Source organism: Aeromonas ichthyocola, from assembly GCF_046087985.1.
Taxonomy (GTDB): Bacteria; Pseudomonadota; Gammaproteobacteria; order Enterobacterales; family Aeromonadaceae; genus Aeromonas; species Aeromonas rivipollensis.
This window is the reverse complement of sequence record NZ_JBJSWH010000002.1, coordinates 362970-376427: the sequence shown is the minus strand read 5'-3', so window position 1 is coordinate 376427 and position 13458 is coordinate 362970. Positions and strand designations below refer to the sequence as shown.

The window sequence follows — 13458 nt, the reverse complement described above, 5'->3', positions numbered from 1 at the left end:
CCTGTCCGCGGCCAGCAGGCACTGACGATGCGCCGCCTCCATTGATGTGGGCGAGTGGCGATCACTCGCCCCTGGCAACCCCCTCCCGCCTCGGGTCTGCGGCGCCAAACCAGCCACCGGCATTGCGTTGCACCCCCTGCAAGCCCGAGGTCTGCTCGCTGAGCACTATCTCGTGCCCCCTGGCCTTGAGCCCCTGGATAACGGACTCGGGCGTGCGTCCCTGCTCCAGCTCGGTGGGGCCGTTGCGGCTGCCGAAGTTGGGCAGGTTGATGGCCTGCTGCAGGTTCAGCCCCCAGTCCTGGGTGCCGAGCAGCGCCTTGCCCACGTAGTTGATGATGGCCGAGCCACCGGGGGAGCCCAGGCTCATCTCCAGCTGCTTGCTCTGCTTGTCGAACACCAGCAGGGGCGACATGGAGGAGCGCGGGCGCTTGCCGGGCTCCACCCGGTTGGCCACCGGCAGACCGGCGGTATCCACCGAGGTGAAGGAGAAGTCGGTGAGCTGGTTGTTGAGCAGGTAGCCGTTGACCATCAGCCGGGAGCCGAAGCCGTCCTCGATGGAGCTGGTCATGGAGACCGCCATGCCGTCCCCATCCACTATGGAGACGTGGCTGGTGGAGGGCAGCTCGGGGGTGGCATCCTGACCACGGGCCAGCGCCAGTGGCGGCGTGCCCGGTTGGGCGACGCCCATGGACTTGGCACCGATGAGCCGGCCCCGCTCGGCGAGGTAGCCCTTGTCCAGCATGCCGCGCACCGGCACGGTGACGAAGTCGCCGTCCGCCACGTACTGGTTGCGGTCGGCGAAGGCGAGGCGCGCCGCCTCGCTGTAAAGGTGGATGGCCTCGCTTGAGGCGGCCAGCCGGCCGTCCGCCCCTTGCACCGGCTTGAGGGCCGCCATGTCGCGGCTCTCCAGCATGCCGAAGATCTGGCCGAGGGCCAGGGTGCCCGAGGAGGGGGTCGGGAAGCCGCACACCTCGCTCTGGCGATAGTCAAAGCAGAGGCCATCCCGCAGCCTGGCGCTGTAGCTGGCCAGATCCGCGGCGCTCAGTACCCCGGGGTTGGTGGGATGGGCATGGACTTTGGCCACCATGGCCTCGGCGATGGGCCCTCGATAGAAGGCATCGGCCCCATCCCGTGCCAGCGTTCTGAGTACCCCGGCCAGTGCCGGGTTGGTGAGCCGGGTGCCCGCCGCCTTGGGGCTACCATCCGCCTGATAGAAGTAGGCCCTGGCCTCGGGGTCTTTGGCCAGATAGGGATCCTTTGCCAGCAGGGTGGCCAGACGAGGGCTTATCACAAAGCCTTGTTCGGCGAGGGTGATGGCGGGCTCGAACAGGCTGGCCCAGGGCAGCTTGCCATAGCGGGCGTGGGCCAGTGCCAGTGCACGCACAGTACCGGGGGCGCCGACCGAGCGACCGCCCACCACACCGTCATAGAACGCCATCGGCTTGCCATCCTTCATGAAGAGCTGATCCGTGGCCGCCGCCGGTGCCGTCTCCCGGCCATCCACGGCCGCCACCTGCTTGCCATCCCACACCAGCATGAGGGAGCCGCCACCGATCCCGGAAGATTGCGGCTCCACCAGGGTCAGTACCAGCTGGACGGCGATGGCCGCATCGACGGCGCTGCCTCCCGCCTTGACGATCTGGTAGCCCGCATCCACCGCCAGCGGGTTGGCCGCGGCCACCATGAAGTCGCGCCCCTGCCAGCCCGGCTTGTCGGTCCAGCCGCTGGCCGCCTCGGGGGCTGTCAGGGTCTGGGGAGGGGGGACATAATGAAAGGCACTCTGGGGGGCGCAGCCGGTGAGCAGGCCGAAGGCCACCAGCAGGGCGAGGGGTTTGAGGGACATGACAGGCTCCTTGTCGGTTTCTTGTACAGTCATCGGAATGTGGCACAGTTGGAGCCCGATTGAAAGATTGTCTTTATACTCATATGGTTACAAAAATATCAAGGAGGGGCCCAGGATGCACAAGGAGGGACTGGTGAGGCGTTGCGTGACGGGGCTGCTCTGCCTGCTGCTGACCGCCTGTGGCGAGCCGGGGTTCAGACCCCTGGCGGCGGGGGAGACCATATTGGCGTTCGGAGACAGCCTGACCGAGGGGCGCGGGGTCAGTCCGGCCCAGAGCTACCCCAGCGTACTGGCGAGCTTGAGCGGCCACCCCGTCATCAATGGCGGGGTGTCGGGGGAGTTAAGCCGTGCCGGGCGAGCCCGCTTGCCGGCGCTGCTGGCCGAGCACAGGCCCGCTCTGGTGATCTTGCTGGAGGGAGGTAATGACATGCTGCGCGGCAGCGGGGAGGGGGTGCTCAAGGCCAATCTCGCCGCCATGATAGAGGCGGCGCAGGGCAGCGGTGCCCAGGTGCTGCTGGTGGCCGTGCCTCGCAAGTCCCTGTTTGCCGATGGTGCGCCCCTCTACGGGGAGCTGGCACAGCAGTACGGACTGGTGCTGGACGAGGACAGCATTGGCGAGCTGCTGCGCACTCCCGGGCTCAAGTCCGACGCCGTGCACTTCAACGCGCAGGGATATGGCGCCCTGGCCGAGCGGCTTCACCGGCTTTTGCAGGAGCGCGGCGCTCTATGAGGCAGCTGCTCCTGCCGCGTCGGCGGGGCCGCCCGGGATCAAAAAAAACCGCCGAGGCGGTTTTTTTTACGGGCAAGGGACAACTCAGAGGGACTGCTCTTCGCCACCCAGGGCGGCAAACAGCGCCGGGATGAACTGGGCCAGCTCGGCGGTCACCAGGGCAAAGTCCGCATCCAGGCGGGCGGCGGGATCCTCGCTGGTGACGTCGTCGTTCTGCTCGCGCAACTCTTCGCTGAACTTGAGGCGCTTGATGGAGAGATCGTCCCCCAGCACGAAGCTCAGGGTCTCGCCCCAGTTCAGGGCCAGCTTGGTCACCAGCTTGTCGTTGGCCAGGTGATTCTTGATCTCGTCGCTCATCAGATCCTGCTGCTTGCAGCGGATGATGCCGCCGTGCTCCATGGCGCTGCGCAGCTCGGCCTCGTCTTCCAGGGTGAAGCTGGCGGGCAGGTTACCCTCGTTCAGCCACTCGGTCATGGTGATCTCGGGCGGGTTCTTGAGGGCCACCGGGACCACCGGCAGGGTACCTATGCTCTTGCGCAGCAGGGCCAGCAGATCGTCCGCCTTCTTTGCGGAGCCGGCGTCCACCACCATCAGGTTGTCGGCCGGATTGATCCAGGCGAAGGTCTGGCTGGTGCGGCTGAAGGCGCGGGGCAGCAGGGTATGCATGATCTCCTCCTTCAGCGCCTCCTTCTCCTTCTTCTTGAGGGCGCGGCCCTGCTCGAATTCGATCGCTTCGACCTTCTCCGCCAGCATCTCCTTGACCACTGTGCCCGGCAGCATTTTCTCTTCCTTGCGTGCGCAGAGCAGGATATGGCCAGAGGCGCTGTGAGTCAGGGTGGAGCCGAATTTGCCGAGGGGCTTGACCCACCCGAACCGGGAGATGTCCTGACTGCCGCACGGGGTGAAGGCACAGGCCTCGAGCTGGGTTTCCAGCTGATCCACGGTCAGGTCAAAGGGGCGGGTAAAGCGATAAATCTGCAGGTTTTTAAACCACATGGCGTCCTCGGTCTCATAGATTGTCCGGCGGGCATTGTACTAGAGAGGCGCTTTGTGATCAGCCAATCATTCTCGCTAAATAAAGGGCGATCGACTTCACATGGCCTCATCTTGACCGCCCGTCTTGTCATCGAACTCCCCTAGACTGCGAGTGTTCAAATTGTTAACAAGGATGCGAATATGTTGAGAGCGAGCCGGCCGGAAGACATGGAAGAGATCGTCGAGATCTGGCTCCTGGCATCCTTGCAGGCCCATGATTTCGTTGACGCTTCCTGCTGGTGGCAGGCTCAGGAGGAGCTGCGTACCCGCTACCTCGACCACGCCCGCATCTGGGTGTTTGAAGAGCGCGGGGAACTGCTCGGTTTCATGGCCCTGGTGGATGACTACCTGGCCGCCCTCTTCGTGCGACCCGACCGCCAGGGACGCGGGGTTGGTCATGCCCTGCTGCAGGAGGCCAAGCAACAGGTGGGGGCGCTCCATACCCGGGTCTTCGTGGAGAACGAGCCGGCGGTGCGCTTCTATCGCCGCCACGGGTTCAGGATCGGGGGTGAGGTCTCGGATCCCCTGACCGGTCATCCCCAGTACCAGATGCATTTCCAAGCCGTCTGAATCTGACGTCACCGGCCTGTTTTGCTTGAAAAAAGAGGGTCGTATCCTCATCTTGTCCTCATCGGGTACCACTGCCCCCCCTCTTATCTTTCGAGCCGCTTTTCATGAAGATCCTGCACACTGCCGACTGGCACCTTGGCCATCAACTCCATGGCCATGAGCGCCGCTTCGAACACGATGCCTTTCTCGACTGGCTGACCGACACCATCAAGACGCGGCAGATCGACGCCCTGCTGGTAGCTGGGGATCTGTTCGATACCGCCAACCCTCCCGCCAGCGCCTGGCAGCAACTCTATCGCTTCCTGGCCAGGCTGCGCGCCGAGATGCCCCGCCTCAACATGGTGCTGGTCGGTGGCAACCACGACTCTCCCTCCAAGCTGGACGCCCCCCACGAGCTGCTGCGGGCCTTCGACCTGCATCTGGTGGGCAGCATCAGCCGGGACGGGGAGGGCAAGCTCGAAGCCGATCGCCTGCTGGTGCCGCTGCAAGACAGGGAGGGCAAGGTTGCCGCCTGGTGCGCCGCCGTGCCTTTTCTTCGCAGCAGCGACCTGAGGGTGGAGCCGCTCGAAGAGGGACAGGATCGGCTGATCGAGGGAGTTCGCCAGATCTACCAGGAAGTGCTGGCGCAAGGCCGTGCGCGCTGCGAACCCGGCCAGGCGCTCATCGCCATGGGCCATGCCTACCTGGCGGCGGGCCAGCTCTCCGAGCTCTCCGAGCGGCGGGTGCTCGGCGGCAATCAGCATGCCCTGCCCGCCGACATCTTCGCCACTGCCGACTACACCGCCCTTGGCCACCTCCATCTGGCCCAGAGCCCGGCCGAGGGCGTGCACTACAGCGGCTCGCCGCTGCCGCTCTCCCTCGCCGAGGCCAACTACAACCATCAGGTGCTGGAAGTGACGTTTGAGGGGGGCAAGTTGGTGGGGCTGGAGCGGATCCCTGTGCCCCGTGCGGTGGAGATGATCCGCCTGCCCCAGAGCACACTCGAGGAGGCGCTCACCGCCATAGAGGCGCTCTCCCTGCCCGATTGCCCCCAGGAGGCACAGCCCTTCCTCGAGGTGCGGCTGCTGCTGCCCAAGCCCGAGGCCCGCATCCGCGAGCGCATTCTGGCGGCCATGGCGGGCAAGCCGGTGCGTCTGGCCCGCATCAGCACCCAGTATCAGGGCTCGGGGGAGGGGCTGGCCGATGGCCGCGAGCGGCGCAGGCTGGATGAGCTATCCCCCACAGAGGTGTTCCGTCTCTGCTATCGGCGGCAGTTCGAGGGGGAGCCGGCGGCCGAACTGGTGGCGTCGTTTGAAGAGATCCTGGAGCAGGTCAAGGAATCCAACACATGAAAATCTTGTCTCTTGCAGGGGAAAACCTGGCCAGCCTGACCGGGGCTTTCACCATCGACTTCGCAGGTGGCGCTTTGGGGGCTGCCGGGCTCTTTGCCATCACGGGCAATACAGGCGCAGGCAAGAGCACATTGCTCGACGCCATCTGCCTCGCCCTCTATGACGAGATGCCGCGCTTTATCGCCAATCGCAAGAATGTTGAGAAAATTGGCCGAGCGGATGAAGACGAAAAAGAAAAATTAACCGCCAATGATGTGAAAAATATCCTCAGCCGCGGCCACGCCAGCGGCTATGCCGAGGTGCAGTTCCGCGGCTGTGACGGCCGCATCTACCTGGCGCGCTGGGCGGTGCGGCGGGCACGCAATCGCTCGGAAGGGCGCTTCCAGGCCCAGGAGCGCAGCCTGACCGACGTCGAGTCGGGGCAGGTCTTTTCCGGCAGCAAGCGGGAGCTGCAGGATCGCATCGACGAGCTGGTGGGCCTCTCCTGGGAGCAGTTCCGCCGCGCAGTGATACTGCCGCAAGGGGAGTTTGCCGCCTTCCTCAAGTCGAGCGCCGATGAGCGCTCCGCCCTGCTCGAGCGGATGACGGGCACCGAGCTCTACTCCGCCATCTCCATCCAGACCCATGAGCGGGCGCGGGCCGAGCAGCAGGCGCTGGCGACCATACAGCAGCGGCTCGGCGACGTGGCCCTGATGGACGACGAGACACGCGAGCACTGGGTCGCCCGGCAGCTGAACCTCTCCACCAGCCTCAAGCACGAACAGCAGCAGCGTCAGCTGTTGCAGGACTTGCGGGATCTCAACGGACGGATTGCCGCCCAGTTGCAGGCCTGCCGGGAGGGGCAGGAGGCGCTGGCCGCCGCCGAGGCGGCCCATGGCGAGGCGGCGTCCGGCCGGGAAGAGTTTGCCCGCGCCGAACAGGCCCAGGTGGCCCGCGCCGATCACGACGAACTCGCCCGCCTCACCCTGGAGGTGCAGCAGCAGGAGCTGCAGATAGGCCAGCTTGCCCCCCAGCTGGAGCAGGTTGAACCTGTGTTGCAGCAGGCCGCGCTGCGCGAGCAGCAACTGCTTGCCGACAAGATTGCCGCCGAGCGGGAGTGGGGCGCCCTGCAACCCGAGCTCAAGCGGGCGCAGGAGCTCGATACCCGCATCCGGGAAAAAGTGCAGCAGTTGCAGAAGATCCAGCAGGAGGGGGCGCAGGAGCGGGAAGTCCAGCTCACCCTCGAGCAGGGCTGGCGCGAGCAGAGCAAACAGGTCGAGCTGCTCAAGCAGCAGCACCAGCAGTGGGGGCTCTGGCTCGAAGAGCACAAGGGGCTGGCCCCGGTGGCCCGCCAGTGGCAGCCCCTGCTCACCGCCATGCAGGATTGGGCCGAGGATGCCGACAAGCTGCAACAGCTGCTCACCCTGCGGGATCACCAGCTGCGCGCCCTGCAGCAGTTGCAACGCCAGCTGGAGCAGGGCCAGCAGGAGCGCGACTACTGGCAACAGGAGCAGGCGCGGCTGCAACAGCAACAGAACGAGCTGCAGGAGCAGCAGTGGGAGAGCCGCCTCGCCAAGGCGCAGGAGCAGTGGCAGCAGCAGACCGAACAGCTGGGTCAGCTGCGCCAGCTGCTGGAGCTGGCCGATTATGGCCGCAACCACGGCGAGCAGCATGGCCGCCTGCAGCAGGAGATTGCCCAGCTGGAGCAGGCACTCGGCAAGCTGCCACCCGGCGAAGAGCTGGCGCCAGCCCGCGAGCGGCTCGCCCTGCAGCGGGATGAGGCGCGCCACGCGCTGGAGCAGTCCCGCGCCATCGCCAGCTTCGAGCAGTATCGCCATATCCTGAGCGATGGCGAACCTTGCCCGCTGTGTGGCGCCGAGGAGCACCCCTACAGCCAGAGCCAGCCGCAGGTGGCGGGGATTCTGGGTCAGCTGGCGGAGCGGGCCCGCAGCCTCGAACTCGAATGGGAGCGGCTCAACCATCAATACATTCAGTGCGAGAGCGAGCGTCAGAGCTGGCCCGTCAGCTGGCGGTGCGCCAGCAACATCTGCCGGAGCTGGAAGCCGCGCCGAGCAGCTGACCCAGCGCTGGCAACAGCTGGGGGGCGATACCCTGCTCGGCCATCCGCTGCCACTGCGCCAAAGCCCCATTGAGTGGAACGAGCTGATGAGCACCCTGCTCGGCCGTGGCCAGGCGCTGGAGCAGGGGTTGGCCCAGAGCCAGCAGCAGCTGCGTCAGGCCCAGCTTGGTCAGCAACAGTTGCAAGGGGTGCGTCAGCAACTGAGCCAGCTGGCTGCCCAGCACCAGCAGTTTGACCAGCAGTGGCAGGAGGCCGACCGCCAGCGCATCGCGCTGGAAGGGGAAGTGAAGGGGATGGGCGAGCAGGAAGCGACCCTGCGCCAGCGCCTTGAGCAAGGCGCCCAGCCGCCTCGACGAGCAGATGGGCGGCCAACCGTGGCGCCAGTGGCTCGGCAGCCAGCAGTGGCACGAGTGGCAGCGGGCCTGCGAGGAGCCTGGCTGCACGGCCAGAGTGAGTGGGAGCGGCTGGCCAGCGAGATCGCCAGCCTGACCCCGGCCTGAGCGCACAGGAGGCGCGCCTGCAGACCCAGCGCGAGCTGCTGCACAAGCTGGAGCGGGACTACAAGGAGCATGAGCAGCAGCGGCAGGGGCTGCTCACCAGCCGCGCGGCCTGTCTCGGAGGCCGGAGATCGCCGCTGGTCGAGAGGACCGTGGCAGCAGCGACTGCAGCAGCTCGCCAGCGAACTGGAGGCGATGCAACAGCGGCGCCCGTCGCCCTGCGGAGCGGCAGACCGAGCTCAAGGCCCGCCTCACCCATGTGGAGCAGGAAAAGCAGGTGAGCAGCCGCCGCAAGCGGGAGGTGCTGGGGCGCTGGGCTGCCCATGCCAGTACCCTCGGCATCGCCGAGTACGACCTGCGCCGCCTGCTCGCCATCACCCCCGATGAGCTCAAGGCGCGCCGCACCGCCCTGCAAGGGCTGGAAGATGCCCTTGGCGAGGCGCGCACCCGTCTTGCCGAGCGGCAGCGGGCGCTGGCGCTGGAGGAGAGCAAGCGGGAACGCTATCGGGAGCATCATCCCCGAGCTGGCCGCCCTGCCGGATGCAGAGCTGAGCTAGCGGCTGGCAGCGCTGCGAGGCCCGCTGCCGCGAGCTTGAAGAGCAGCTGTTCGAGTGCAAGAGCACCCTGGCTCAGGCCGAGGCGGCGGCACTGAAGGCGGGGAGCCTGCAGGAGGCGCTGGCCGCCCAGCAGGCGGTGGCGGATCACTGGCTGCAACTGTCCGAGCTTATCGGCTCCGCCAGCGGCGCCAAGCTGCGTACCTTCGCCCAGAGCCTCACGCTCGAACGTCTGCTGCTGGAGGCCAACGCCCAGCTCGGCGAGCTGTCGCCGCGCTATCGGCTGGAGCGGGTGCCCGGCACGGATCTGGCGCTGCAAGTGGTGGATCTGGACATGGGGGACGAGGTGAGGTCTGTGGACTCCCTCTCCGGCGGCGAGAGCTTCCTGGTGTCGCTGGCGCTGGCGCTGGCCCTCTCCAGCCTCTCCTCCCGCCAGACCCAGGTCGAATCGCTGTTCATCGATGAGGGGTTCGGCACCCTGGATCCGGACAGCCTGGATCTGGCGCTCTCCAGTCTGGACTCCCTGCAGGCCGCCGGTCGCCAGATCGGGGTCATCTCCCACGTTCAGACCCTGGTGGAGCGGATCGGCGTGCAGATCCGGGTCGAGGCCCTCGGCGGTGGCGAGAGCCGGGTGGTCTTGCCCTGAGGGTGACGCTTCAGCCATAACAAAAGGCTATGTCCCAGATGTGTCAAAACCTTGATCTCGGTGTGTTTTTTAACATCTTATTTGTACTTGCCCCAGACACTGGTGCCCATATCGATGTCTTCATTTAACAGGGCCATGCCGGCCAAGGTGGTGAGGGGTTGCATCATGAAGCATCTGAGAGTGGGCGTGCTGGCAGGTTTGATGTCGTCGGCCATGCTGCTGGGGATGGCGGGGGTCGACGAGGAGCGGCTGGCTGCGGCAGAACCTGGCCGACCGACCATTTTTCAGCTGATCTCGGTTTGTTGCCGGGGCTCATCGATTCCAACGGCACTGGTCCCTTCGTCGACTTGGTTAAGGCCATCGCCGGGCTGGATGATGGGGTGGAGGTGAGCGTGATGGTCTACCCCATGTCCCGTGCCACTCGCAGCGTGGTGGTGGGAGGTGAGGTCTCCACCTGCTGGTGCTGCGAAATCCTTACATCGACGAGTCCATGCTGCCCTATCGCTTCAGCTCGGTGACCTTTGGCAAGGTGACCCACGTGCTCTACAGCAACAGTGCGGCGCCCATTACTCCCGCCATGGTGCTGGGCGACCAGACACCAAGCGGGGACCTGCTCATCGAGGGTATGACCCACTTCTGGCCCTTCTCGGTCAAACGCTCCCTCTCGCTCGAGCAATCCCTCGGCAAGCTGAGCCGGGGCCGCATCGATGCCTTTCTGTGCGCAGGAGGAGGCGGATTTCACCCTGCGCAAGATGGGGCTGACCAATATCCACCGGGTCTATTTCGGCGAGTTTGACGGACTGGTTCATCATCCCCAAGGGGCCGAAGGGGATGCGGTCGACCGTTTCCTGACCCAGTCCATCGAGCGGCTCAGGGCCTCCGGTCAGCTCGACAAGATCTACTCCGCCATTCACGGTCCCTATCAGGAGTGGCAACCGGGAGAAAATGCTGCGACCAAGGCGGTCAGAGCCGCGCAATGAGCGCTTTACCCGCGATCAGCGCTCACTTACCTTTGAACCATACCTTGGAACAAAAAGGCTCCGGTATCGGAGCCTTTTTGTTGCTGTTGTCCGCCCGGGCTATTTTATCTCGGGCAACATATTGGTCAGTGTGTTGTCCTTGAGCACATGATGGTGATAGATGGCCGCCGCAGCATGCAGGGCTATCAGGGCATAGCCTATGTTGGCCAGCGTCTCGTGCAGCTCTTTTATCGTTCCCTTCAAGCCATCATCCGGCGCGATAAGGGCGGGCAGTTCTAATCCGAAGAAGGGGATGGGCTTGCCACCCGCGCTCAGCAGCAGCCAACCCAGCAGCGGCGTCAGGATCAAGAAGCCGTACAGGGCCAGATGGGCGAGGTGGCCGAGCTTGAGCATCAGGGGCGAGGGGGCGGGCACTATGCGCGGTGAGGGGCTGCCAAAGCGCACCAGCAGTCGCGCCACCACCAGCGCCAGAATGAGCAAGCCCACCATGAAGTGGCACTCCTTCATCAGGTCGCGTCCGGCCGAGCCCTTGGGGAAAATATCCCTGAACTCCATCAGCCCATAGACGGCCACCATCAGCAGCAGGGTCAGCCAGTGCAACCCTATGCTCAGGCTGCCATAACGTTGTTCCGTATTCTTCAGCATCTTCATCTCCTTCCGGAGGGCGCATTGTATCGCCCTGGTCCATCCCGTCACGCACGGCGCCGGGATCCCGTGGTTTCCACACCCATGCTACAAGGCTTGCCGGACAATGCCTTGATCTTGACCGCGCTTTTACATCGGATTGCCCTTGCCCGGTCAGGGAACCAGCTAGCCCAGATGGCTAAGGGGCAGGCGGACCCAAGGTGTTGCCCATAAAAAAACCGAAGCCCAGGGCTTCGGTTTTTTGTTGCAGCAGCTGGCACCAGCCAGCGTTGCATTATTTCTTGATGCGGATAACCGGGGTCTCGCCCACGGTCACTGCGCCAGTCATCTTGATCAGCTCTTTGATCTCGTCCATGTTGGAGATGACCACCGGAGTCAGAGTAGACTTCGCCTTGGCTTCCAGTACGGCCAGATCGAACTCGATGATGGTGTCACCGCGCTTGACCTTCTGACCTTCCTGAGCGATGCGGGTGAAGCCTTCGCCTTTCAGCTCGACGGTGTCGATACCGAAGTGAACGAACAGCTCGATACCAGAGTCGGATTCCAGAGAGAACGCGTGGTTGGTCTCGAAGATCTTGCCGATGGTGCCGTCGCACGGAGCAACCATCTTGTTGCCAGCCGGCTTGATGGCGATGCCGTCACCGACGATCTTCTCGGCGAAGACAACGTCAGGCACATCTTCGATGGGCACGATTTCGCCAGACAGCGGAGCGAAGATTTCGATGCCGCCGGTGTCAGAACTGTCATCGGAGACCAGTTTCTTCAGTTTATCAAACAGACCCATAGTAAAAGCTCCTAGAGATGATTGTCGCTGTTTGCAGCCGATCTTAGCAGACTGCCTTCTGCTTAATAAAGTTATCTACACAGGCTTCGATTTCGGCGGCGGTCGCATAGCTCAGAGCCTGGTCTGCCATTGCCTTCACATCTTCGAAGTTGGTGTTGCGGATAAGCTTCTTGATACGCGGTACAGAGATGGCGCTCATGGAGAACTCATCCAGACCCATACCCAGCAGCAGCAGGGTGGCGCGTTCGTCACCAGCCAGTTCACCGCACATACCGGTCCACTTGCCATTGTCATGGGAAGCGTCGATCACCATCTTGATCAGGGTCAGGACGGAGGGTGACAGCGGGTTGTACATGGCGGAAATCATCTCGTTACCACGATCGACAGCCAGGGTGTACTGGGTCAGGTCATTGGTACCGATACTGAAGAAATCCACTTCCTTGGCCAGATGATGAGCCATCACGGCAGCAGCCGGGGTCTCGATCATGATACCCACTTCGATGGATTCATCAAAGGCTTTGCCGTCGGCACGCAGTTCGGCCTTCAGCTGTTCCACGGTTGCCTTGAGGCTGCGGAACTCTTCGACGGAGATGATCATCGGGAACATGATGCGCAGTTTGCCGAAGGCAGAGGCGCGCAGTATGGCCTTCAGCTGGGCGTGCATGATGTCTTCGCGATCGAAGAAAATACGCACGGCACGCCAGCCCAGGAAGGGGTTCATCTCTTTCGGGAAATTCATGTAGGGCAGTTCTTTGTCGCCGCCGATGTCCATGGTGCGGACGATGATCGGCTGATCCGGCATGGCCTCTGCCACTTCTTTGTAGGCCTTGAACTGCTCATCTTCGGTCGGCAGCGCATCGCGGTCCATGAACAGGAACTCGGTGCGGTACAGACCCACGCCTTCGGCGCCATTGCGGATGGCACCCTCGGTATCCTTGACGGTACCTATGTTGGCGCAGACTTCGACCTGATGACCATCCAGCGTGATGGCGGGCAGATCTTTCAGCTTGGCCAGCTCGTCTTTCTCGGCCTGGAACTGGGCCTGGAATTTCTTGGCCTCAGCCAGCTGAACGGCGGTCGGGTTGATGATGATCTGGTTGTTGATGCCATCCAGAATCAGCATCTCGCCATTGTTGACGCGCGCAGTGATGTCGTTGGTGCCCACTATGGCCGGCAGCTCCAGGGAGCGGGCCATGATGGAGGTGTGAGAGGTACGGCCACCGATGTCGGTGACAAAACCCAGCACATATTTCAGGTTGATCTGAGCGGTTTCGGACGGGGTCAGGTCTTTGGCGACTAGGATGACCTCTTCGTCTATGGTGCTCAGGTTGACAACGGCGATGCCCAGCACGTTCTTCACCAGACGGGTACCGATGTCACGGAAGTCGGTGGCGCGCTCGCGCAGATAGGGGTCATCCAGCTCGGCCATCATCTTGGCGTACTGTTCGATCACCTCATAGATGGCTTTGTCGGCGGACGCCTTGTTGTCTTTGATGAAGGATCTGATATCCCCTTCCAGCTCCTCATCTTCGAGCAGCATGATGTGGCCTTCGAAGATGGCCTCTTTTTCTTCACCGAAGGTACGACCGGCCATCTCTTTGATGGCTTCCAGCTGTGCGGCTGACTTGGTGCGGGCTTCGAGGAAGCGGTTGATCTCGACGTCAATCTGGTCAGCAGAAATCTTGCCCTGATTGATAACGATTTCATCTTCTTTCAGAAGAAGCGCCTTACCGAATGCGATACCGGGGGACGCAAGAATGCCAGATATCATAATCCTTCCTATT

At 63.6% G+C, this 13458-nt stretch carries 10 protein-coding genes and 1 pseudogene; 6 read left to right on the top strand and 5 right to left on the bottom strand.

Annotated elements, in window-relative coordinates:
* Window positions 1-61 precede the first annotated feature (61 nt).
* Window positions 62-1843, bottom strand: coding sequence for a gamma-glutamyltransferase (ggt, locus tag ACF2JD_RS06425; protein WP_440987035.1), 1782 nt, complete (start codon window positions 1841-1843; stop codon window positions 62-64).
* Window positions 1844-1958: 115 nt separating this feature from the next.
* Here ggt and ACF2JD_RS06420 point away from each other — a divergent pair, with 115 nt between their 5' ends.
* Complete coding sequence (locus tag ACF2JD_RS06420; RefSeq protein ID WP_234691630.1) at window positions 1959-2573, top strand: GDSL-type esterase/lipase family protein; 615 nt, start codon at window positions 1959-1961, stop codon at window positions 2571-2573.
* An 84-nt stretch (window positions 2574-2657) separates the two neighbouring features.
* On the opposite strand, the gene rdgC is transcribed toward ACF2JD_RS06420, so the two are convergent.
* Window positions 2658-3569, bottom strand: a complete 912-nt coding sequence (gene rdgC, locus ACF2JD_RS06415; RefSeq protein ID WP_106886192.1) for a recombination-associated protein RdgC — start codon at window positions 3567-3569, stop codon at window positions 2658-2660.
* Between the two features lie 180 nt (window positions 3570-3749).
* On the opposite strand from rdgC, the gene ACF2JD_RS06410 reads away from it, so the two are divergent.
* The 5 genes and pseudogenes from ACF2JD_RS06410 to ACF2JD_RS06390 all read left to right on the top strand — a co-directional run bounded on the left by ACF2JD_RS06410 (window position 3750) and on the right by ACF2JD_RS06390 (window position 10245).
* Complete coding sequence (locus ACF2JD_RS06410; protein ID WP_106886193.1) at window positions 3750-4178, top strand: GNAT family N-acetyltransferase; 429 nt, start codon at window positions 3750-3752, stop codon at window positions 4176-4178.
* A gap of 104 nt (window positions 4179-4282) precedes the next feature.
* Window positions 4283-5509 (top strand): exonuclease SbcCD subunit D C-terminal domain-containing protein, encoded by a 1227-nt coding sequence (locus ACF2JD_RS06405; protein WP_408792644.1) that lies wholly within the window; start codon window positions 4283-4285, stop codon window positions 5507-5509.
* A pseudogene (locus ACF2JD_RS06400) lies at window positions 5506-9265 on the top strand (AAA family ATPase). Before ACF2JD_RS06405 ends, ACF2JD_RS06400 begins: the two are co-directional and overlap by 4 nt.
* Before the next feature lie 460 nt (window positions 9266-9725).
* Complete coding sequence (locus tag ACF2JD_RS06395; protein WP_440987034.1) at window positions 9726-10061, top strand: hypothetical protein; 336 nt, start codon at window positions 9726-9728, stop codon at window positions 10059-10061.
* Complete coding sequence (locus tag ACF2JD_RS06390; protein ID WP_440987033.1) at window positions 10018-10245, top strand: hypothetical protein; 228 nt, start codon at window positions 10018-10020, stop codon at window positions 10243-10245. The genes ACF2JD_RS06395 and ACF2JD_RS06390 overlap by 44 nt, the downstream gene beginning before the upstream one ends.
* 99 nt (window positions 10246-10344) lie before the next feature.
* Here ACF2JD_RS06390 and ACF2JD_RS06385 read toward each other — a convergent pair whose 3' ends face one another.
* From ACF2JD_RS06385 to ptsI, 3 genes are all read right to left on the bottom strand, one after another.
* Window positions 10345-10890, bottom strand: a complete 546-nt coding sequence (locus ACF2JD_RS06385) for a cytochrome b/b6 domain-containing protein (protein ID WP_440987032.1) — start codon at window positions 10888-10890, stop codon at window positions 10345-10347.
* 274 nt (window positions 10891-11164) lie between these two features.
* Complete coding sequence (gene crr, locus ACF2JD_RS06380; protein ID WP_005325875.1) at window positions 11165-11674, bottom strand: PTS glucose transporter subunit IIA; 510 nt, start codon at window positions 11672-11674, stop codon at window positions 11165-11167.
* 43 nt (window positions 11675-11717) lie between these two features.
* Complete coding sequence (gene ptsI / locus ACF2JD_RS06375) at window positions 11718-13445, bottom strand: phosphoenolpyruvate-protein phosphotransferase PtsI (protein WP_440987031.1); 1728 nt, start codon at window positions 13443-13445, stop codon at window positions 11718-11720.
* Between the last annotated feature and the right edge of the window lie 13 nt (window positions 13446-13458).